19 protein-coding genes and 1 tRNA gene are annotated in these 23,714 nt (G+C 37.6%); 3 read left to right on the top strand and 17 right to left on the bottom strand.

Annotation, left to right across the window (positions count from 1 at the left end):
- Positions 1-63: 63 nt before the first annotated feature.
- The 17 genes from MM213_RS05675 to MM213_RS05595 form a co-directional block, all read right to left on the bottom strand.
- On the bottom strand, positions 64-3,795 hold the full coding sequence (locus MM213_RS05675; protein ID WP_241410494.1) for a sensor histidine kinase: 3,732 nt from the start codon (positions 3,793-3,795) through the stop codon (positions 64-66).
- A gap of 74 nt (positions 3,796-3,869) precedes the next feature.
- Positions 3,870-4,103 (bottom strand): hypothetical protein, encoded by a 234-nt coding sequence (locus MM213_RS05670; protein ID WP_439647562.1) that lies wholly within the window; start codon positions 4,101-4,103, stop codon positions 3,870-3,872.
- 62 nt (positions 4,104-4,165) lie between these two features.
- Positions 4,166-4,720 carry a DUF420 domain-containing protein gene (locus MM213_RS05665; protein WP_241410492.1) on the bottom strand — a complete coding sequence of 185 codons (555 nt, stop codon included), beginning with the start codon at positions 4,718-4,720 and terminating at the stop codon, positions 4,166-4,168.
- Entirely contained in the window at positions 4,707-5,342 is a 636-nt protein-coding gene (locus MM213_RS05660; RefSeq protein WP_241410491.1) for an SCO family protein, read from the bottom strand. The genes MM213_RS05665 and MM213_RS05660 overlap by 14 nt, the downstream gene beginning before the upstream one ends.
- Positions 5,343-5,634: 292 nt before the next feature.
- Complete coding sequence (locus tag MM213_RS05655) at positions 5,635-5,964, bottom strand: cytochrome C oxidase subunit IV family protein (protein WP_241410490.1); 330 nt, start codon at positions 5,962-5,964, stop codon at positions 5,635-5,637.
- Positions 5,965-5,985: 21 nt separating this feature from the next.
- Positions 5,986-6,762, bottom strand: a complete 777-nt coding sequence (locus MM213_RS05650; RefSeq protein ID WP_241410489.1) for a cytochrome c oxidase subunit 3 — start codon at positions 6,760-6,762, stop codon at positions 5,986-5,988.
- A 23-nt stretch (positions 6,763-6,785) separates the two neighbouring features.
- Positions 6,786-7,367 carry a cytochrome c oxidase subunit 3 gene (locus MM213_RS05645; protein WP_241410488.1) on the bottom strand — a complete coding sequence of 194 codons (582 nt, stop codon included), beginning with the start codon at positions 7,365-7,367 and terminating at the stop codon, positions 6,786-6,788.
- 2 nt (positions 7,368-7,369) lie between these two features.
- Entirely contained in the window at positions 7,370-8,272 is a 903-nt protein-coding gene (cyoE, locus tag MM213_RS05640) for a heme o synthase (RefSeq protein ID WP_241410487.1), read from the bottom strand.
- A gap of 4 nt (positions 8,273-8,276) precedes the next feature.
- Positions 8,277-9,350, bottom strand: a complete 1,074-nt coding sequence (locus MM213_RS05635) for a COX15/CtaA family protein (RefSeq protein WP_241410486.1) — start codon at positions 9,348-9,350, stop codon at positions 8,277-8,279.
- Positions 9,331-11,220 (bottom strand): cytochrome c oxidase subunit I, encoded by a 1,890-nt coding sequence (locus MM213_RS05630; protein ID WP_241410485.1) that lies wholly within the window; start codon positions 11,218-11,220, stop codon positions 9,331-9,333. The genes MM213_RS05635 and MM213_RS05630 overlap by 20 nt, the downstream gene beginning before the upstream one ends.
- 16 nt (positions 11,221-11,236) lie before the next feature.
- The gene (locus MM213_RS05625; protein ID WP_241410484.1) at positions 11,237-12,274 is read right to left on the bottom strand and encodes a cytochrome c oxidase subunit II; all 1,038 of its coding nucleotides are present in this window, start codon (positions 12,272-12,274) and stop codon (positions 11,237-11,239) included.
- 26 nt (positions 12,275-12,300) lie between these two features.
- Positions 12,301-13,596, bottom strand: coding sequence for a quinol:cytochrome C oxidoreductase (locus tag MM213_RS05620; RefSeq protein ID WP_241410483.1), 1,296 nt, complete (start codon positions 13,594-13,596; stop codon positions 12,301-12,303).
- Positions 13,597-13,598: 2 nt separating this feature from the next.
- Positions 13,599-14,225, bottom strand: a complete 627-nt coding sequence (locus tag MM213_RS05615; protein WP_241410482.1) for a c-type cytochrome — start codon at positions 14,223-14,225, stop codon at positions 13,599-13,601.
- Between the two features lie 13 nt (positions 14,226-14,238).
- The gene (locus MM213_RS05610; protein ID WP_241276221.1) at positions 14,239-14,769 is read right to left on the bottom strand and encodes a DUF3341 domain-containing protein; all 531 of its coding nucleotides are present in this window, start codon (positions 14,767-14,769) and stop codon (positions 14,239-14,241) included.
- A 2-nt stretch (positions 14,770-14,771) separates the two neighbouring features.
- On the bottom strand, positions 14,772-16,136 hold the full coding sequence (gene nrfD / locus MM213_RS05605; protein ID WP_241276220.1) for an NrfD/PsrC family molybdoenzyme membrane anchor subunit: 1,365 nt from the start codon (positions 16,134-16,136) through the stop codon (positions 14,772-14,774).
- An 18-nt stretch (positions 16,137-16,154) separates the two neighbouring features.
- A complete protein-coding gene (locus MM213_RS05600) occupies positions 16,155-19,241 on the bottom strand; it encodes a TAT-variant-translocated molybdopterin oxidoreductase (RefSeq protein ID WP_241410481.1) in 3,087 nt (1,028 codons plus the stop codon).
- Between the two features lie 38 nt (positions 19,242-19,279).
- Positions 19,280-20,539: a c-type cytochrome gene (locus MM213_RS05595; protein WP_241410480.1), complete on the bottom strand. Its 1,260-nt coding sequence runs from the start codon at positions 20,537-20,539 to the stop codon at positions 19,280-19,282.
- Positions 20,540-20,868: 329 nt separating this feature from the next.
- Here MM213_RS05595 and MM213_RS05590 point away from each other — a divergent pair.
- The 3 genes from MM213_RS05590 (at position 20,869) to MM213_RS05580 (ending at position 23,688) form a co-directional block, all read left to right on the top strand.
- Positions 20,869-20,939, top strand: a tRNA-Cys gene (locus tag MM213_RS05590).
- A 148-nt stretch (positions 20,940-21,087) separates the two neighbouring features.
- Positions 21,088-21,549 (top strand): (2Fe-2S)-binding protein, encoded by a 462-nt coding sequence (locus MM213_RS05585; RefSeq protein WP_241410479.1) that lies wholly within the window; start codon positions 21,088-21,090, stop codon positions 21,547-21,549.
- A gap of 6 nt (positions 21,550-21,555) precedes the next feature.
- Positions 21,556-23,688 carry a xanthine dehydrogenase family protein molybdopterin-binding subunit gene (locus MM213_RS05580; RefSeq protein WP_241410478.1) on the top strand — a complete coding sequence of 711 codons (2,133 nt, stop codon included), beginning with the start codon at positions 21,556-21,558 and terminating at the stop codon, positions 23,686-23,688.
- The last annotated feature ends 26 nt before the right edge of the window (positions 23,689-23,714 follow it).

Genomic DNA, 23,714 nt, shown 5'->3' with positions numbered 1-23,714 from the left:
TCTCAATATTGCTACTAAAGTAATATTTTAATGTTTAATCTACCTTGAGTAGTCAAAAAGTTTTCAGATCAAGCTTGCTGAATCATCAACAGACTGATCTATAATTTCAAATGACAAAAAGAATGAAGATCCTTTTCCTACCTGAGTTTCAAACCATATCTTGCCACCTGCTGTTTCTACACCTCTTTTGGCAATGGCCAAACCCAAACCAGACCCTTCTGATTTTGTACTGAAATTTGGGATAAAAATTTTATCTTTCAACTCATCGGTAATCCCTTTACCATTGTCTTGAATTTCTAGGATTGCTTGCTGATTTTCTTCCTTTAGAAAAACCATTATTTGCGGTTTCTTTTTCGATTCTACAGCCTGAATACCATTTATGATCAAATTTGAGATTACCCTCCCAAACAACTGATCATCGCCCATTACCAAAACCTCCTGGCTCAGGGATTTATCGACAAAGGTTACTGTTCCTTTTTCCCTATTCTTGAACAGCTCAATAGTTTCCAAAACTACCTTCCTTAGATCCATCACTTCATTCTTTGGTAAAGGCATTTTTGCAAAAGTTGAAAAAGATGTGGCTATATCACTCAGTGTATCCACCTGATTGATCAAGGTTTCGATTGGTTTTTTGAGCTTGGCAGGATCATCCAAACTCCCCATAGCCTGTAACCGCAACATGTGTTGAAGGGTCAATTTCATTGGGGTTAAAGGATTCTTTATTTCATGGGCTACTTGTTTAGCCATTTCCCTCCAAGCAGATTCCTTTTCAGTGTTTGACAAGATTTTCTTACTTGCCTCTAGCTTGAAAAGCATGTTGTTATATTCGTTTACCAAAAGGCCAATCTCATCGTTTGAAGGCCAATACATTGGTTCATTGCTATCCAAATCTGTAGTTTTCAACTTTTGGGTCAAAAGGTTGAAAGGGAAAGTAAGGTTTTTGGAAACGAAGTAGGATACAAAAAGGAAAAGTATAAATATTAGCACAAAAATATTGGCAATATTACTGAGTACATCTGCTATCAACAAGTCCAATTCAGACTCCGATTCAAAGAATGGTATCGCCACAATCGCCCTGATCTGCTGACTATCCGATGATCGGATCGCAAGATAGACTGATTTGTAATGTAAAGCTCCAATCTCCTCTTCCAGCAAAGTCCTATTGTTCTGACCTTCCACAATTTCGACTATAGCACGAGGGTTGATATATTTTGTCAAGATACCTTTATCAAAAGTGTTGGGCTGTGATGTTGCCATCATTTCACCATTTGGATCAAACACATTGACTTCTACATTGGTAGTTCCAGCCAAGTTGTTGACCATTTCGACAAAATCATCTCTGTCTGCTTCACCAATAGCTTGTCTTTCTAACACTGCAGAAAGGTTATCACCTACCAATGATGCTTTTTGGAAATATTGCCTATTGAGTTCTTCCCTGTAGGAATTTGTCAAAAGCCCTATTATAATTAAACTTATAGTCAATATTGGGAAGAAAAATGCAAAATTCAGATACATCTGTAATTTTGTCGCATAATTAAAATTAAACCTTCTTAGGCCTTGTTTCAAGGTAAAGAAAAATACACTGATCAATGTAAGTACTATAAAAGAAACAAAGAATAGAGAAACATCAGCAAGGATATAATATATTGGATAGACCGGTGATGATACCACCACCACCCTATCATTGTTTGATAGTCCTAAATGATGATACTTTTTAACATAAATTCCTTGTGAAAAGAGCTTTGGTTGTTTTTGAAAAGTCTCAAAGTTCACCGATCTATAATTGAAAATCCCAACAGAATATTGCAACTCTCCATCAGAAAACAATGCGAAATCGTAATTTCTATCATTGACATTATGGTTGTATTTCCTATCCATCATCAACTTTGGAAAAACTGACCCAGGCTGGATTTTCAATTGTCTAAGTTCCAAAAAAATAGTCCCTATATATTGATCTTCACGGTAAAGAGGTATGAAAGATATATATCTATTCCCAACCCTTTCTTTTCCTCCTTTGACAAAATACAAATCGCGTACTGTTGTAGCAAAATCACTCTTAATATAACTTAATCTCAGATCCTGAAGATTCTCTTCATCTGATCTGTCTAGGATATTATCTCCAAGAGAATTAAACACCTTAATTCTCAAATCATATTGATCGAAGTAATTGATCATATGAAACTTCCTGATTTTTCTAATAACTCCATCATTAGATTGAAATGGATCAGAAATGGTGTTTTTTATAAACAAATCTGACTTTACTCTATCCATAATTCCAGCTAGGTAAAACTCTGCCATCACATCGTTTTCAACAAGCTGCTGAGTCCCAAATCGTATTTTTGCTTGGACCTGCCTCTCAAGATATACTTGATGGGAGGCTATTCCCGTAATGATCGCTCCTATAAAACATCCAAAGAAAAAAGTGAGAAATGTATTGAATCCAAGTTTGAAAAGATTGTTATAAAGTTCAAAACTGACTATGGAAATCAACAAAATAAGGTGTGCGATAAAAGCTATTAAATAGACCCAATTAAAATACCCAAACAAAACCCCAACAGGTATGGAGAAATATACCAATAATCTGAGTGCATCGACTTTTGGGACTTTGTTACCACTTAAAACTAAGTTTATTCCCAAAATGGAAAACAACAGATACATTGCTCCACCAAAAAATACGATCAACAAGCTTATCAACTTCAGGTAATCAAATGCTGGAATAGATAAAATGTTCAAATCCCATTGGGAATTACTGAGTATGTTGATGTATAGATTATAAAAGAGTGTCAATAATACAGTAGAAACCGAATAGGCTAAAACTACAAATACCCCAGTTTTAAACTTAGTTCTGTAAATATCAAATTTTTCTTGAAAACCTTTGCTAGCAAGAACTCCAAGAAGTAAAGAAAAGATAATTATGCAACAAATGGTGTTTAAAAGTAAATCGCCCAAACTAGGATTGAACCAAGAAGACGCATAGTTCTTTGCGTCAAACAATGGAAAATCAAAGAAGCTTTGAGGGAAATTGAAAAAAATCATAAATGCCCTTATTGTAAACAAAATCCCAAATGCATACAAAATCGCCAAATACCTTTTCCCTTTATTCCAAATAGTGGAGACAAAATCATAACCAATGATCAATACCAACAGCAACAACGAAAAGAAAAAAACCAATAAAGTCAGATTACTGTCTTTTGAAACAGATTGGTAACCTGACTCAAACCGTACTGAAAAAACAAAGTCCCCTTTAATACTGTGGATTCCAATGGCATCTGCTTGACTTTTACCAAGTAATTGTACTCTATTATTCCCAAAAACCGTTGGGTTGAACCCTGAAATCAAAAAATCATTCTGTACTTCCCTTTTGTAACTCAAAGGAAAAAGCTGAACCAAAGAGTAATTAGAATCAAATCTTTTAATATTTCTTAATCGAATATAGTAAGCTCCTTTAGAATCTTCTACAAACTGGTGAGGCTTAGATTTATCCAAAGATTCAAAATCTATACTATGGATAAAATCTGACCAAAACACCAATTTCCCGCTTTCATCAAAGATATAATAAGGGTGATGACTTTTGACCAGTAAGTTCCCAAACGTAAATGCTTCATCAGGTCTGTTCTTCATCAATATCTCTATGAAATCCTGATCGAATTCAGCCTCTACTTCTTGGATCTTAATTTCAATTGGTTTTGAGAAATCATCTTGATTGACTACTTGACCCAAAAAAAAATAAATCGCCAAAAGAACACCAATGGCTAGGACTGCTGATAAAAGTATTACTCGTCTCTTCTTAAGCATATTCTATATAAAAGTAAAAAAGCAAAGTTTATAATCAAACTTTGCCCTTCGCTTTACTATTTTTCCTTTCAAGTTTAAAATTTATCGCCTTGAAAAACAAACTTGGATTTTCTTTTCTTAGCATTTCTGTACCAAAGGTAACCGATGATCCCTGCTATCAGATATGGCATAGCAAATAAATACAAAATCCCCATATTCAAGCCTGCACCAATTGTAGTGTCTCCATTACTGACATTATTTTCTACAGATGCCCTACACATCGCGCATTGTGCGAAACTACTTCCATGAACAAACACGAAAGCTAACATTAAATATAAAATTTTGCTTATTGATTTCATTGCTTATACAACGCTCTGTTTTTCAAAATAGTTTAGAAACTATAATATGGACTGATCATCAAATATACCAATACTCCTGAAACTGTAACATAAAGCCATATTGGATATGCAAACCTAACTATTTTCTTATGCTTGGCTCTTTGATCCGTATAGCCGAAATAATAGGCCAAGAGTATCGGAAACAAAGCTACTGCAGCAAGAATAATATGAGTAATTAATATGAAGTAATACACTGTCTTTATCAATCCTTCACCACCAAAAGAAGTACTTTCAGCAGCAGCGTGATAGATAACATAAGCTACTAGGAAGATTGCCCCCAGACCAAATGCAGTAGTCATCGCTGCTCTATGCAATTGAATATTTCCCTTTTTGATAAAAACCAAACCCATAATTAGCGCGACAGTTGCAGCGGAATTAATCACTGCATTCAAATGAGGAAGAAAATAAACCCATTCACTTGCTAGATCAAGTTTGGATGGCATGAACAAAAGTATTGCTACTACTACAGGCACAGCAATTGCAATTATGGTCACCCATCTGATGATTCCTTTGTCCTCAGCACTATTTAGCAAATTATTCTTTTCCATATAACAGAATCTTTATTTCTAATATTAATCTATCTACTTCTTCTCTATTTGTTCCACTATAATACCCACGTATCCTACCTTCTTCATCTACCAAGACAAATTTGTCTGAATGGACAAAGTCATCAGGTACATCTCCACCATCCATGGCAGGTAAGATAAATCCACACCTTGCCAAGTCATAAGTGACATCTTTATCTCCAGTCAAAAAGTGCCATTTATCTTTTGTCGCTTGATGTAATGTTGCATATTCCATGAGAACCTCAGGAGTATCATACTCGGGATCGATAGAAATGGAATAAATCTGTACATCATCTACATCCCTAAAAACATCATTAACTCTCTCCATTTCCGTAGACATGACTGGGCATATACTTGGGCAGGAAGTAAAGAAAAAATCTACAACCGTAACCTTTCCTTTCATATCTTCACTTCCCAATTTTTCATTGTATTGGTTGGTAAAATCAAATGGAGGGATTCTATGCTGCTCATTTTCTACAAAATCACATTCCATCAATGGATTATCTACACCAGTCTCATAGTAAATTGGTATATCATAGCTATTTGTAGTCATTGTCTTCAAGAAGACTATAATCAAAACTGGTATCAATAATATTGAAAACACAACAAACCCTTTTAAGAGGAGAAGATATCTTTCCTGTTTACTTTGCTCATTAAAAGGCAACTCTTTTGATGCCAAGACAATTAATATTCCAAATAAAGGGGTTAAAAAAAAGCTTATTAAAAACGCCTTTAAATATCCTATTTGTCTTTTTGACCCTACAATTCCTACAATAAACGAAGCGAGTATATAGAGTGGTATTATGATTAAATATTCCATATTGATAACATAACAAAAAAGTAGGTTGAAGAGTCACTCTCCAACCTACTTTTTTTCAAAAATAAATTATTTTTTTTTACCATCTATACATAAAGATGTCTGTACCTTCTTTCACTAAAGCAATAACAAGCCACACCAAGAAAATAAGTGGGACAATAATTGAGTAGAATAACGGTTTAGCTTCTTCACCTAAGTGCATAAAGTCCATCATGATGTATTTCGCTTTCCATATAGTTAATGCAATGAAAAGGAAATATAATAGCAATCCTCTCTCCATTGTGAAAGCCATAAGGAATTCTACAGCCGTTATTGCAAGAAGAATCAAGGCTGTTTTCCAGATTTTTTTGATTTTTTCATTATCTCTTGGAATTACTTCCAATGCAGATTTATTATTATGTGCTGCCATATCTATTACGGTTATATTCTTTTAGATTAAGTAGAAGAAAGTAAATACAAATACCCAAACAAGATCCACAAAGTGCCAATATAGACCTATTTTTTCAATCATTTCATAATGACCTCTTCTTTCATAAACTCCAACTGCTGCTTGATAAAAAGCCAAGAATAACAGTACAACCCCGATAGTTACGTGAAATCCATGGAATCCAGTAATAAAGAAGAATAGTTGCGCGAAGGATGCAGGACCATATTCATTCACAATTAAATTGGCACCGAATACAGTTTCTTTGACTACTTCATTCATAGAATTCACATAAGTCAAAACTGAACCACCATCAGATCCATGGATAAAGTGAGACCATTCCCAGGCTTGACAGCTCAAGAAACAGATACCTCCAAGCAAAGTCCAAAGCATCCATTTCACTACATCTTTTCTATCATTTCGATGTCCAGCTTCTACAGCCAATACCATAGTAACTGAACTCAAGATCAAAATAAAAGTCATCAAGCCTACAAAAACAAGTGGTAAATGCATTCCATGTGCAAAAGGAAAAGCATCAAATACAAGCTCTGGTACTGGCCAATATTCATTTGACCCTTCGAAAGTATCCATTGATCCCGCATACTCAGGGTAACTTACCCTTATAGCTGCATAGGTAATTAAAAAGGCGGCAAAAGTAAAGATATCTGAAAGTAAGAAAAACCACATCATGAGTTTTCCATAACTGGCGTTGAGTGGTTCGTTACCACCTCCCCAGATTCCTCTTTTGGAGCTTACTCCAATCGCTGTCGCAGTCGTTGACATATGAATATATTTAACTTAATTTATTAATGATTTAATAGCATAAATGTGAACAAGTACAACCATAATCCACCAAGGAAGTGCCAATAAGTTACACACATTTCCATTGGAACCATGGATTGGGAATGTACTTTGTATCTAAAGGACGAAATTAACACAATAATTAGAAATATCACACCGCTGACCAAGTGTAATGCATGCAAACCTGTGAAAATATACAAAAATGATCCAGAAGGATTCCCAACCAAATACACATCCATATCCACAAGTGCCACAAAACTATACCATTGGCCTACAAGAAAGACAATTCCTAAGAATGTAGCTATTGACATCCCTATACGCAATTGCATAAGTTCATTTTTCTTAGCAGAAAGATAAGCCCAATGCAAGAAAACACTACTTAAAATGATCACTCCTGAGGTATAATAAAACACAGCAGGCAGATCAAACTCAAGCCAATTACCTTCAGACTGCCGTACAATATATGCACTCGTCAATCCAGCAAATACCATTACAACTGTCACCATGAACAGCCATAATGAAAACTTTTTAGGATGCATCGCAATAGGTTGCTCTGCCCCTTCTACATAAGAATATCTTTCCTCCATAACTACACCTTATCTAATAAATACGCTATCTGCACAATTGGAAGATATAAGAATGACCCAAACATAATCTTTAGAGCTGATTTTCTAGAGCAATCCCTCATCAATGAAAATGTCTGTGCCAAAAATAATACACCACAAATAGTAGCTACTATTCCTGAATTGAGTCCTGTAAGTCCAAAGTAAGTTGGTAACAATCCCAATGGCAATAGAAATAGTGTGTATATCATAATTTGTATAGCTGTATTCAAATCTTTCTTACCACCACTTGGCAGTAATTTGAATCCAGCTTTTTTGTAATCATCATCACCAACCCAAGCTATCGCCCAGAAGTGTGGAAACTGCCAAATGAACTGAATCCCAAAAATGATTAATGCCTCGTGTGAAATCGCACCAGTAGCAGCTGTCCAACCTAGCAATGGAGGCATTGCTCCCGGAATAGCTCCAACAAAAACTGCTATAGGACCCACCCTTTTCAATGGCGTATATACGAATACATATAGTATCATACTTAGAACACCTAAAGCAGTGGTAAGAGGATTTGTGAAAATCCACAAAACGCTCACACCTACTAAAGCCAATAATGACGTAAACCAATAGGCTTCTTTAAGCGAAATCTGATTTAAGGGAAGCGGCCTGTTCTGAGTTCTGGTCATCAATTTGTCATAATCCTTCTCCCAGATTTCATTTGCAGCACCAGAAGCTCCTGATATCAGAAAACCTCCAATCATTAATGCAAAGAATTTTCCCCAAGAAAAGACTACTCCGGAATCGCCTAATATAAATCCAAATACTGCAGAAAAAGTAACCAATGCAGACAACCTGAATTTAATCAACTCATAATATACCTTAGCCCTAAAAGCAATAGCTTCAAATAAAGTATCTTCAGAAATATCTATAGTTCTCATGAACTTAATTTTCAATTTTTAATTTCCTTTGGTCATTCAAATTGAGTAAAAGCAGAAACTGCACCCCAATAATCAGAGACCCGAATAACAAGTGAATTGGCTGTAAGAACGCTGGTATTGCAAAATAAGCCATTCCTACACCAGTAAGAATTTCCACAAATATCACAAATACTAAAAATTGTGATAGTTTGAAAATCCCTGATCGCCTTACTGAATACTTATAAATTTTATAAATAAACACCAAATGAATCACCAACAGCAACAGCGAATAAGACCTATGAATCAAGAATGACAATCCCAATGAATCAATCCAAGATCCCCTCATCATATTTCCAAATGCAAATGCAACCTGATCTATCTCTTCACGAACCTGAGTCCCTAAGACAATCTGAATTATCATCAACAAAAATCCAGTCAAAAGAATCAAATAAAGCCTATTTGGTTTATCTGTTCTAAATTGAATGGTTTTGTTCAAATGATGCGCCCTGAAATGAATATATATTAATAAACAAACAAGCAGCAATGCCAACATCATATGAAGTGTGATCATCCACTCAAGAAGATTGGTAGAGACCACTATTGATCCAATCCAACCTTGAAACAAAACCAGTATTAAGCTGACAATTGACAAAATTGGAATAGCTCTATCTTCTTTCCAAAGAGCAAATGATCTATAAACTGTCATAATAATAAAGAAACCAATCAATACACCGATCAATCTATTCACATATTCAATCCATGTTTTTACAGGATTAAACTCCTCCTCGATCAGTATTGACTTGTCATTCCTTATTTCTTCAGCCTTTTTTGAAAATCCGATCTTTTCCAGATTTTCTACAAAACGATCATTTTTAGTGATCCGCTTTTCTAAATATATCTCCTGATAATTGTTTGGGAGCTGATTCACGCTCGTAGGCGGAATCCAGCTCCCAAAGCATTTCGGCCAATCTGGGCATCCCATACCTGAACCGGTACTACGAACAATCCCACCAACCAATATCAGAAAATAAACGGCTATCACAGTGATCAAAGAGATCCTGCGAAAGCCATTTATGTATTTAAGATTCTTTTGATTCATTTGCTACCAATACAACATCCTCTTCTGCAATAATCTCTTTCTCCAATTTCACCAATTCCTGCTCATGTGGAAGGTTGGATTCTGGAGTAGCAGAAAGTGGTACAGTCTGTGGGATGAAATCTTCGGCAGCGCCTGGCTTCGAATAATCATATGGCCATCTGTAAACAGAAGGGATTTCTCCAGGCCAGTTACCATGTCCAGGATTGATTGGAGTAGTCCACTCCAATGTAGTTGATCTCCATGGATTGGCACTCGCCTTTCTTCCTCTATACATACTGTAGAAGAAGTTGAACATGAATATAAATTGAGCTGCAAATGTAATGATTGCTGCCACAGATACGAACATATTCAAATCAGTGTACATGCTACTGAAGTCATAAGTCGTAAACGAATAGTATCTTCTAGGGAAACCTGCAATACCAATGTAGTGCATTGGGAAGAACACAAGGTAAACACCTACGAAAGTCAACCAAAAGTGTATATAACCAAGTCTTGCGTCCATCATTCTTCCAAACATTTTTGGRAACCAATGGTAAACACCTGCCATCAACCCGAAGAAAGAAGCAGAACCCATTACCAAATGGAAGTGAGCCACTACAAAATATGTATCGTGCAATTGAATATCAATAGCAGAGTTTCCTAAGAAAATCCCTGTCAAACCTCCAGAGATAAAGAAAGAAACCAAGCCTATTGAGAATAGCATCCCTGGAGTAAAAATCAAATTACCTCTCCATAATGTAGTAAGGTAGTTGAATACTTTTACAGCAGAAGGAATCGCAATAATCAATGTAAGGAACATGAAGATTGAGCCCAAGAATGGGTTCATACCAGATACAAACATGTGGTGAGCCCAAACTACGAAAGATAGGATGGTAATACCCAACATAGAAATAATCATGGCCTTATATCCAAAGATTGGCTTTCTGGAATTGGTAGCAATTACTTCAGAAGTAATTCCCAATGCAGGAAGCAATACAATATAAACCTCAGGGTGTCCCAAGAACCAGAATAAATGCTGATAAAGAACTGGACTACCACCTGTATTAGGCAATGCACCTTCACCACTGATATAGATATCAGATAAATAGAATGATGTCCCAAAGCTTCTATCAAATACCAACAACAAAGCAGCTGCAAATAAAACAGGGAATGACAAAAGACCAATAACAGCTGTTAGAAAGAAAGCCCATATTGTCAAAGGAAGTCTTGAGAAAGACATACCTTTTGTTCTCAAGTTAATTACTGTAGAAATATAATTGATACCTCCCAACAAAGACGATGCAATGAAGAAAGTCATAGCAATCAACCATAAGGTCATCCCAGTTCCTGACCCAGGAATAGTCTGCTCTAGTGCAGACAAAGGAGGATATACTACCCAACCACCACCAGCAGGACCATTCTCTAGGAATAGAGAAATAAACATGATCACACCTGATAAAAAGAAAAACCAGTATGAAAGCATATTCATAAATCCAGACGCCATATCTCTTGCTCCAATCTGAAGTGGAATCAAGAAATTGGAGAATGTTCCACTCAAACCGGCTGTCAATACAAAGAATACCATGATGGTACCATGCATTGTAACCAAAGCTAAGTAGAAATTAGGATCAAGCTTACCACCATCGTCAATCCATCCACCCAATAAAGGCTTCAAGAAAGTCATATCCATATCAGGGAATCCCAATTGCAACCTAAATAGAATCGATAGGAATCCACCAATCAATGCCCAGAAAATACCGGTAACAAGAAACTGCTTGCCGATCATTTTATGGTCAAGTGAGAAGATATACTTCGTTATGAAGTTTTCGTGATGATCATGATCGTGATCATGATCATGCGCACTATGTGAAGCTACGTTAGCTGTTGCCATAATCAATATAATTTAATTACTTATATTCGCTGATAGTGATATCAGCTAATTCTTTTAACTCTACGGATAAATTCTCCACTAGTGCCGGATTATTCACTATGTAGGGTTTTTGTTCTGACCTCCATTTTTCAAATTCTGCAGGCTCTACAACCTTAATAATTTTCTTCATTGAAAAATGCCCTCTACCACAAATTTCAGTACATGCCAACTCGTATTCAAATTCATCATTCCCTAGTTCAGCACGCATTTCATCAGTTGTCTTAGTAGGTGTAAACCAAAATCTCGTTGGCATACCAGGAACCGCATCCATTTTCAACCTCATATGAGGAGCAAATACAGAATGTAGCACATCTCTTGCTCTGATTTTAAACAAAACAGGCTCTCCTTTTGGAATATAGATAACAGGAGAAGAAAAATCATCGAAAGAATTTTTATCAGTAAAATCCACACCAGATTGATTGTTAATTTCATTGATAAGTCTGTAATCATAATTACCCAGAACATTATCCATACCCGGGTATCTAACTTCCCAAGCAAACTGATAACCCATAATTTCTACAACATGAGAATTTTCTGGTGCCGGAGCAGTTATATCAGACCAAGCTTTCCAACCACCTATTACAAGTAACGCCAATACAAAAGCAGGAACGATTGTCCAAATAACTTCTAATTTGTTATTGTCAGGGTAGAAAGTAGCTTTCCTCTTTTCATTATACTGATATTTGTATGGAAACCAAAACAACAAGATGTGAGTGATAATAAACACAATGCCTGTTACAGCCATTGTGATCCAAAACAAATTATCTGTGACTGCACCATGCTCTGAAGCCAATGGTAAGGTGTAGTTATCGAATTCCTTGATAGAATACCAAAACATCAACACTCCACCTGCCAACAAAAACACAACAAACAACATCGCATTTACTTTATTGCTGCTTGAAGCGATTTTTTTATCAGATCCTTTTACTACTGACACTAATGTCTGTATTCTGTACACCATCCAAATGATGGACAACAAAAACAAAATACCAACTGCTATAAGAAATCCGTACATAATTTTTTACTTTTTTCGGATAAATACTAAATGTGATGATGATAACTCTCTTCCAACATCGGATGGTTTTTTGCAACCAGTTTGTTTTTCGCCAATGATTTTAATGCTACAAAACCAAAAGCGGAGGCAAATACTAGCAACATCCCAACTTCCATCAAACCAAAACCACCATTGTGTCCAAGTGTCCCTGGCTGTACCATCAAGAAGAAGTCAAACCAATGACCAAGTATGATAAGAGAACAAACAACTTTCAAGAAAATCGAATGTCTTTTTGCATCACGTGTCATAAGAACAAGGAAAGGCAACACAAAGTTTAAAGCTAGATTTACAAATATAAACGGGCTATACACATCACTTGACAACCTCTCTACAAAGTAAACTGACTCCTCTGGAATGTTTGCATAATAGATCAATAAGAACTGAGAAAACCAGATATAAGTCCAGAAAATAGAAAAGGCAAAAACGAATTTTCCTAAATCATGAATATGGTTTTCATTGACCATTTCAAGATATCCTTTCTCTTTCAAGAAAACAGTGATAAGCGTGATTACGGAAAGTCCAGCTACAAACCAAGATGCAAATACATACCATCCAAACATTGTAGAGAACCAGTGAGTATCAATAGACATTACCCAATCCCATGCAGATATAGATGAAGTGATTCCAAACAATATTAAGAATATTGCTGACCACTTTCTGATAGCAGACCAATTGTGAGATCCTGTCAAGTTATCTTCAGCAAATGAAAGGTTCTTCAACTTGTTGAAAAAGAATATCCAAATACCGAAGAAGGCAAACATTCTAACGATATAGAAAATCGGGAAAGTCCCTTTTTCCATAGGCCAATAGAAAAATGAACCTTTTCCATCAATGATTTTATCATAATGCTCTAAGTCATCTTTATCAAAAAGATAACTGTGAGTCCAGTGAAACAAATCATGATTTGCAATAAAGAACGTCACTATCATTAACACCGCAGCAATCGGTAGCCAGTTGCCCAAAGACAACATCACTCTCAAGATTCCAGCAGACCATCCTGCTTGTGCAGCATACTGTATTGCAAAAAAGAATACACCTATTACAGCGATTCCAGTGAAATAAACATTGTTGATCCAAAGATTGGCATATAACCTCTGGTACCAGTGAAACGCATGCCCACCAGCTTCTTCAGCATGACCATGATCTCCACCACCAAAAATTGCTACCAAAATTCCTAAAATTAAGAGTACAGCACCTATGCCAAGCCCTATAAATAAGGCTTTCTTAGTAGAAGCTGTGAAATCAAATTTCTGATCTAAGTTATAGTTTGAAACGTGCGCCATGATTATTGCTTCTGAATTTCTTGTTTAACATAGTGAACAATTTTCCAAATCCTTTCTTGCGGGATTTGAGAACCGTGAGCGCCCATTCTTCCTTTACCTTTCATGATAACATGGAAAATATGACCTTCCGGCAAATTAATGTATGCACCACCCTTGAGGTTGGCAACACCACCAATAACTTCTCCTGCTTTGCCATCTCCCTCACCATTTATACCATGGCAAGCTGTACAATATTGTAAGTATAACTGTTGTCCTTCAGCTAGCACTTCATCAGATAACTCTACAGGATTTTGGATCTCAGCAGCTTTTTCCAATTCAAAAGCCAACAATCTATACGGAAGCATGCCATCCTTTGTCCTAGGAACAGTATTAGCAACAGGCTCTCTCATATTCATTGTGTGCGGATTATTGACGTTGGAATTGAAAAATTCACCCTTTCCATCCTCTCTTGTCGATAACCACTGACCTTCATCTTCATTCACAATCTGTGTCAATCCCTCATAAGGAACTGAATTATACATCTGAGGTGCATATTCATATCCAGGATGATCTCCAGAAGCACCACAGGAAGCTAGCCCGAAAGCTACACCCGCAGTTGCGATAACATATATGGATCTAATCAATTTCATAATGTCTGAGTTACTATTCAAAACTTTTTTTATTCACTTCTGAAGCCCCGCAAGATTTCAAAATATCTCCAATTTGTGCTTCACCTACAGCAGCGTTTGTTGCCAAATCGATTGCCATGACATGCTTGTCATCAGTAATTCTCAAATCAAAGATTCTAGGCTGTGCCCAAGGCTTCAGATTGGAAGTGATCATAAACACACCAACCATCCCGAAAGCTGCCAATAATACAGTCAATTCGAATGTCACCGGAATAAAGTTCGGAAGACCTGCGTGATCCTTACCTCCAATAATCATAGGCCAGTCTATCTTCATCATGTAAAATTGCATAGTCAAAGCAAGGCAAGTACCCAACATACCAAACAAAAAGGCAGCTATAGGCAATTTGCTTCTCTTGTATCCCAATTCTTCATCCAAACCATGTACTGGAAAAGGTGAATAAACTTCATGAATTTTCACACCACTACCTCTTACTTTGGCTACGGCTTCTAACAATACATCCTCATCTTCAAATACACCGAGGACAAAATTCTTATCTCTTTCCATGATTATTTATTTACTTTTTCTGAAGAAGACTTAACGATAGATTTCACCTCAGCCATGTTGATTACAGGGAAAAACTTAGCAAACAACAAGAAGAGGGTAAAGAACAATCCAAATGTGAATAAATATACGCCTACATCTGAAAGTGTCGGATAGAACATCGCCCATGAAGATGGCAAGTAATCTCTGTGTAGAGAAGTTACAATGATCACGAAACGCTCAAACCACATACCGATGTTCACTACAATCGACAAAGCAAAAGTAGCTACAATAGAAGTTCTGATTTTCTTAAACCAGAATAGTTGTGGAGAGATCACATTACATGTCATCATTGACCAGTAAGCCCAAGCATAAGGACCGAATGCACGATTCATAAATGCATACTGCTCTGCTGCAACTCCTGAATACCAAGCTATGAAAAACTCAGTGATATATGCAATACCCACAATAGATCCAGTGATGATGATTACAATATTCATCAATTCAATGTGTCCTATAGTAATATAATCTTCAAGTTTGAAAACTTTTCTTGTGATGATCATTAAGGTCAATACCATTGCAAAACCTGAGAAAATCGCACCAGCCACGAAATATGGAGGGAAGATTGTCGTATGCCATCCCGGGATAACCGAGGTGGCAAAGTCAAAAGAAACAATTGTGTGAACTGACAATACAAGAGGAGTAGCCAAACCTGCCAATATCAATGCAACAGATTCGTATCTGCTCCAAGTTTTGGCAGCGCCATCCCATCCAAAAGAAAGTGCTCCATATATCGTCTTTCTCAAACCTGTAGCTCTATCTCTAATAGTAGCAAAATCAGGAATCAAACCAATATACCAGAACACCAAGGATACTGAGAAATAAGTAGAGATTGCAAAAACGTCCCAAAGAAGTGGGGAGTTGAAATTCACCCAAAGTGAACCAAAAGTATTTGGCAACGGAAGTGCCCAATAAGCTCCCAACCATGGACGTCCCATGTGAATTACCGGGAACATTGCGGCACAGATAACAGCAAAAATTGTCATTGCCTCTGCAGCTCTATTGATTGCCATTCTCCATTTCTGTCTGAAAAGCAACAATACAGCGGAGATCAAAGTACCAGCGTGACCGATACCAACCCACCAAACAAAGTTGGTGATATCCCATGCCCAGCCAATAGTTTTGTTGAGACCCCACATACCAATACCTTCCCAGAGGGTTGCTACCAGCGCAAGACTGCCCAACAATAAGGTACCCACAGCTACCAAGAGACCTAGAATCCAACCCAAAGTTGGCTTTCCTTCTACCTGTCTTGATACGTCGTGCGTGACGTCTTTTAAGGTTTTACCGCCTGTAATTAGCGGCTCGCGTACGGATGAAGTAACCTGCATATCTTATAAAATTATTTATTACGCTTCTGATTTATCCTTATTTCTGATTTTCGTAAAGTACCATACGTTAGGGTTTACATTCACTTCCTCTAACACGTGGTATGCTCTTTCTTCATTCACCTCTTTAGTTGCAGAAAGCGTTTCTTCCTGAATCTTAAGAGTAGCATAAATTTTACTTCCTGTGTCATTCATATCACCAAATACAATAGCATCTGTAGGACATGCAGTAGCACAAGCTGTAGTGATCTCCCCATCCTGAACTTTTCTAGCCTCTCTCTTGGCAGTAAGTTTTCCAGCTTGGATTCTTTGAACACACATAGAGCATTTTTCGATAACACCTCTAGACCTAACAGTCACATCTGGATTCAAGACCATTTTACCTAAATCATCGTTTTGTGCGACGTTGACAGTTGAGAAGTCTTTGTTATCATGATATTTGAACCAGTTGAACCTTCTTACTTTATACGGACAGTTGTTTGCACAATATCTTGTACCGATACATCTGTTGTACGTCATTTGGTTTAGACCTTCAGAAGAGTGAGTGGTAGCAGCTACTGGACATACAGTCTCACAAGGAGCATTGTTACAGTGCTGACACATCATCGGCTGGAATACAACTTCTGGATTTTCAGATGCTATTTCCAATCCGTCATTATCACCTACTTCAGCATCAGAACTATAATATCTATCAATTCTGATCCAAGCCATTTCCCTTCTGTTGAGAACCTCTTGCTTACCTACTACTGCCACGTTGTTTTCAACTTGACAAGCAACTGTACAAGCACCGCAACCAATACAAGAGTTCATATCGATTGCAAGCCCCCAATGATGTTGACTATACTGATGTCCTTTCCAAAGTGAAATTTTGGAAGGTTTTACAAATTCACCTTCTTTGTAAATTTTTGGCTGATATCTACCTGCAAAAGCATCCTCTTTATATTCAGGAAGAATTGATTCCTGAACGACAAAGTTTCTGCCCATGTACGTTTGATGCGTCTGTGTTTGAGCAATTTTATATTTATCAGAAGTCAACTCAATGCTGACACCTTCTGTAATATCGAAATTCACAAATCCTTTGGAACTGTCAAGAAGCTCGTAAGCATTCACTCCGACTCCATTGGCAACTCTACCAGCTTTTGTTCTACCATATCCCAAAGCCAAACCAACTGTCCCTATTGCTTGACCCGGCTGAACCAATACAGGAACAATGACAGACTTATCTCCAATAGTCAATTTCGCTTTTTGAGTTGCTCCTTCGAACATCTTCAAGCCGTTTTCATTAGCCCATTTCTGAGAAACTGTCAAGTAGTTATCCCAAGTAGCTTTAGAAATAGGATCTGACATTTCTTGCAACCAAGGGTTGTTAGCAAAAGTACCGTTACCAATACCTATTTTGGTATAGATTACCAACTCAGTACCTGCATTATCAGCTTTGTAAGTTCTAGAAATTGCGGCAGCAGCAGCTGAAGCATCAGCTACACCTGAAATGGAAGTTGATTCAGAATTGTCAGAATAAACACCATTGAACAATGACTGATCCCAGAACTGTTGGAAATCAGAAAGCTCTGATTGAGAAGCAAAAAGTGACGATTTCCAATTTTCTTGCAAGAAATCGTAGTAGTTTGATTCAGAACCTGCCCATACCAACAATGATTCTTGAGCTTGTCTGGTATCAAACAAAGGAGAAATGGTAGGCTGTGCCAAAGAATATTCACCTTTCCTTGGATTGAAATCATTCCATGATTCGAGGAAATGATTGTCAGGAGCTACAAGTTGAACAGCTGAAGCTGTTTCGTCCATTGTGCTATTGGTAGCGATAGAAACTTTAGCTTTGGCGATTCCAGCTGCCAATTCAGCACCTTTGGCAAAATCGTAAACTGGATTACAGTTGAAAAATACAACACCACCTACTCTACCTGCATTCAAATCAGCTACAAACTGATTCATTTTTGCATCATCTCCTTTTCTAAAGAAAGATGGAGTAGAGAAATCAACAGTAATACCGTTGTTTCCTAATAGGTCATTGATTGCATTGATTACTATTTGTACATTAGGATCATTAGATCCTGAAACTACGATTGAAGCACCTCTATTAGCCCAAAGCTCATTTGCTGCTTTATCCAAATGCGCAACTTCTACAGCTGTGGCATTGAAACTGGCTGCCCCAGCTTTTTTGGCAATTGCATTGTAAAGAGACAAAACTGCCAAACCGCTGGCTGAAGCTTTGATTGGTGTTCTATAATCAGCGTTAGAACCTGTCAATGAAAGGTTAGACTCGAATTGGAAGTGTCTTGACATTTCTGGCTTTTCCTTGGAAATCTTTCTACCTTTTGCATATTGTCTTGCAAATTCGATAGGAGAAATCCATGTTCCCAAGAAATCAGCTCCAAAACTTACGATTACTTTAGCTTGATCAAACTTGTATGTAGGCAACACTGCTGCCCCATAAGAAGTCTCAGCTGCTTTTGTAATACCATAGCTGGATACAGGATCATAAGTAATTACCTCTGCTCCACCAAAAGTTTCCGCAAATTGAGATAAAGCCTTTTCAGTGGATGGAGATATGACAGTATTCGTTATGATTTTAATAGAACCTGCTGCAGCTAATTTTGATTTGACTTGCGCATCTAAAGTTGCCCAGTCAGATTTCTCGCCATTTACATAAGGAGCTGCCAATCTTTCTTTGTCATATAAAGAAAGTACAGAAGCTTCTACAATAGCACTAACCCCTTTTCCATTGATTGGAGAAAGCTCGTTACCATCAATTTTGATAGGACGACCTTCTCTAGTCTTTACTACTATCGATGCATAATCACCGCCAGAGGCGAATGTCGATGCATAATAATTTGGGATAGAAGGATTGATATCAACAGGTTTGTTGACATAGGGAATAGCTTTCCTAACAGGCGCCTCGCAAGCTGCTAAAGAAGCTGCTGCTAAACTGAAACCCATCAATTTCAAGAAGTCTCTCCTTGAAGGACCTCCATCTTCACCATTGGATGATGGTAAGTGCTCAGGGAATTCTCTGTCAGCATTTTTGACAAACTCTGGATCGTTTGTCAATTGCTCTAATCCTTTCCAGTATGTCTTGTTATTTTCTTTCATTGTATATTCAAGAAAAGTATGTTCTGATTTGATTTAAATTAATAGTGACATTTTGCACACTCTAGACCACCGATGTCCTTCACTTTGAGTGAATTTTTGCTGTCTGAATGTAACTGCACTAATTTGTCATAGTATTCGTTGCCTGCTGCGTTGATATCTGTCTGTCTGTGACAATCAATACACCAACCCATTGTCAATGAACTATGCTGATAAACAACCTCCATTTCCTCGATAGGACCATGACAAGTCTGACATTCGATTCCACCGACAGCTACGTGCTGTGAATGGTTAAAATAAGCTAGGTCTGGAAGGTTATGGATTCTCACCCATTCGATTGGCTGATTATTATCAACGGCATTGTAAATTTTCTGAATTTCAGAAGAAACTCCTTCTTTACCACCTACATTTTGAATGTGAGTATGACAGTTCATACAGATGTTGGCAGAAGGAATGTTTGCTGACTTACCAATTTCAACACCAGTGTGACAGTATTGGCATTGGATTTCGTATTGTCCTGCATGGAGCTGATGCGAGAATGCAATTGGCTGCTTCGGCTGATATCCCTGCTGCACACCTACTGAATAAAGACCATCAATGGCTGTTTTCGCCACAAGAGCTATCACCAACGCGGTAATGATGATTACAAAGGCATCACTTCTCAATATTTTTTTGACATCAAATTTTTGGTTGATGAACTCTTTATCATCTTCCTCTAAACTTTGATTGTTCAAGTATTTGGTCAATACAGAAATGATCAATCCCAAGACAATAAGTATCAGCAACAAAACAACTACTAATACAGCGAGGATAATCGTTAAGTATTCGTTTGGAACTCCAGAACCGCCCGCTGCTTGGCCAGAAGATCCATCTCCTCCACCTTCAGTAACAGCTGCTTCCTTATCACCATATTCTATATATGACAATAAGTTTTCAAGTTCTGTATCACTTAAGAATTCATGTGCTGGCATTGCCAAATTGCCAAATTCTTTATAAATGGCATTAGCTTGTGCATCACCTGAAGCAATTAATGCTTGAGAATTCTTGATGAAGCTTTTAGCCCACTCGACAGATCTACGGTCTGTAACACCTCGCAGTGCAGGACCAGTGTATTTTTGATCTAGCTTGTGGCAAGACTTACAATTCGCGTTAAATACAGATTTTCCGGCTGCAATAGCCTCTTCACTGTCAGAAACATCGGGATTAGCTCCAAAGGCTTGTGCTCCCAACATCAGGAAGAACACCATGGCCAAAGTGCTTAATCTTAAGGGAACACTTAATAATGAGCGTTTGATCGACATATTTATTACTTATTAAACAGTTTAATTCACGGTTTTTAAATAAACAGTGCAAATGTACTACCCCAATTCTACATTTCAAACTTGACTTCAATACACGGCAAATTCTTGTAAACAGCCCTACATTAATTGTAAGTAACTGTTTTTCAATTTTTTAAGACTACAAATTGAAGTAGTAAAATAATTTAGAATCTTTATAAATAAAACTTAATATTGGTGAAATTAACATTAGGAATATCGAATCAAAAAACAAGTGCGTTTTGTCAATAAAATTCAAATCAAATTTTGGAAAAACTGAGAATATCTCTACATTTGCATTCCCTTAACAAAAGGGTCGGGTGGCCGAGTGGCTAGGCAGAGGTCTGCAAAACCTTGTACAGCGGTTCGAATCCGCTCTCGACCTCTTATACTAAAAGCATCTCTACCAAAGGGATGCTTTATTTTTTTTACAAAAGTGTACTCCTTCACTCCACTTACATAAGGACTGCTCGATTTTTGGGATTTATTGGATTCTTTCCCTATATTTTAGAATTAACCAAACAATCCCCGCCATGAAATCAATTGATTTTCATATTAATGGAAAAAAGAAATCATTCGAAGTTGACCCAGAGGAACCGCTACTTTACATTTTAAGAGATGAATTCCATTTGTCAGGAGCGAAGTTTGGATGTGGACTTCAGCAATGTGGGGCTTGCATGGTTTTGGTAGATGGAGAGAGCCGACCAACTTGTCTTAGCCCTTGTGAAAATTTTGAAGGCAAAACGATAGAGACAATAGAAGGTCTCCAAAAAGACAATAAGCTCCATACTGTCCAAAAAGCATTTGTCGATCTGCAAGCAGCACAATGTGGCTATTGCCTCAATGGCATGGTCATATCAGCAGTTTCCTTATTGAGAAATAATCAAAACCCTTCTGAAGAGGAAATCAAAGATGCTTTGGATCAAGTAATCTGTCGCTGTGGTACGCATTCGAGATTTATAAAAGCAGTCAAAAGCGCATCCAATCCAAAGTAATTAATTATGGAAAACTTCAAACTCCCCAAAACTGGCAGAAGATCATTTCTGAAATCCACTGGTCAATTACTCATTGGATTCAATCTATTCCCTTTAGCATTTTGCAACCAAAAAGAGAATGAAGTGAGTGCCTCAATGTATTCAGGTATTCCAGAAAGACCGCACTTAGGAAAAGATATCATTGATTCTTGGATCAGACTGGATGCTGATGGACACGTGACTGTATTAACCGGAAAACAAGAACTTGGTCAAGAGATCAGAACAGCATTAATGCAGATCGCTGCTGAAGAACTGGATGTCTCTTTCGATATCTGCCATATTATCAATGGTGACACAGGACAAACTCCCAACGAGGGCTACACTGCAGGAAGCAATTCCGTGGAAGGAAGCGGAAGTGCCATTCGGCAAGCAGCAGCAGAGGCTAAGTATTTTCTGATGCAAGAAGCATCGCGGAAATTAGAAGTGTCTATAGATAAGTTAAATGTGAAAGATGGTGTCATAACTGGTCCAAAAGGTGAAAAAATTTCCTATTGGCAGCTTCTGGAAGGAAGATTTTTGGAAGGAGAAATCACTGGAGAAGCACCAATCAAATCTCCTGAAACCCATAATATCGTAGGGAAATCTTTCCAAAGACCAGAAATAATGGATATGGTTTTGGGAAAACCACATTTCGTCCATGATCTAAGATTTACTGGGATGCTGCACGCTAGGGTCATCCATCCTCCTACTTATGGTGCTAAGCTTCGGGCTTTTGACACTGAGACTATCTCTCAAATGACAGGGGTCGAAAAAGTTATCATAGATGGTAGTTTTATCGCAGTAGTGGCAAAAAGGGAATACCAAGCTATAAAGGCTTGGAAAAAAGTCCAAGAGATCGCCGAATGGGAAATCCAAAAAATAGGAATCAGTCAAACGGAGATTTTTGGGGATATGGACCGGAATTCAAATTCGCCTCAAGAGGTAGAAAAACATCCAAACATCAAATCAGCTATATCCAAATCATCAAAAACCCTGAAATCAACCTACCAAAAGCCTTACACGATGCATGGCTCAACCGGACCTGGATGTGCAGTAGCGAAGTGGGATGCGCAAAATCTAACCGTCTGGTCTCCGACTCAGGGAGTTTATCCTTTGCAAAACACTTTGTCGAATCTGTTTGACCTTGAAAAAGAAAAAATCAGATGTATTGGAATGCCTGGTTCTGGATGCTATGGCCACAATAGTGCTGATGATGTATCTGCTGAAGCTGCTTTGATTGCAAAACATCTTCCTGAAACTCACATAAGACTCCAATGGATGAGGGAAAATGAACACCAATGGGAACCATATGGTAGCGCAATGCAAATCTCTTTAGAAGCTGGGCTGAATGATAGTGGGAAAATCACTTCTTGGCAAACAAAAATCTGGTCAGACACCCATAGTACAAGGCCGAATGGAAAAGCTGGACATTATGTTTCAGCTAGACACTTGGAAAACCCTTTTGAATTTCAAAAAGGAGGATTTTCTGGTGGCTCGTATAGAAATGCTTCTCCTCTATATAAAATACCTGAAAGAGAACTTTTACTTTACAATTATGACGGTCCACTTCGAACTTCTGCATTGAGAGGATTGGGGGCTTATGGAAATATCTTTGCTTTAGAGTCATTTATGGATGAATTGGCAGCTCTTGCTGACGTTGATCCCTTTGAGTTTAGAATCAATAACCTAGATAATGGACGTGCTATTGCCGTCATCAAGACACTAAGAGAAAAATGTAATTGGGAAAAAAGAGATAAAAGTGGACAAGTGGGATATGGTTTGGCTTTTGCCCAATACAAAAATTCAGCTGCCTATTTTGCAGTGCTTGCAGAGATCGAAATGATTGAAGGAAATGAAAAATTCAAACTCAAAAATCTAACTAGTGTCATAGATGCTGGTCAATGCATCAATCCTGATGGTTTGAAAAATCAGACGGAAGGTGGCATGATTCAGTCTGCCAGCTGGACAATATTGGAGGCTGTACAGTATGATGAAAATGGCATAACAAGTAAAGACTGGAACTCCTACCCTATCATGCGGACAAAAGATGTACCCGACATTGAAGTGCATATTATTAATCGTCCAGAAGAAAAACCACTTGGTGCAGGTGAGGCAGCCTAAGGGCCAGTTGCAGCAGCGATTGTCAA

Source organism: Belliella alkalica (assembly GCF_022549785.1).
In the GTDB taxonomy this organism is placed as follows: Bacteria; Bacteroidota; Bacteroidia; order Cytophagales; family Cyclobacteriaceae; genus Belliella; species Belliella alkalica.
The sequence above is the reverse complement of the archived record's forward strand: the minus strand, read 5'-3'. Positions and strand labels throughout refer to the sequence as shown.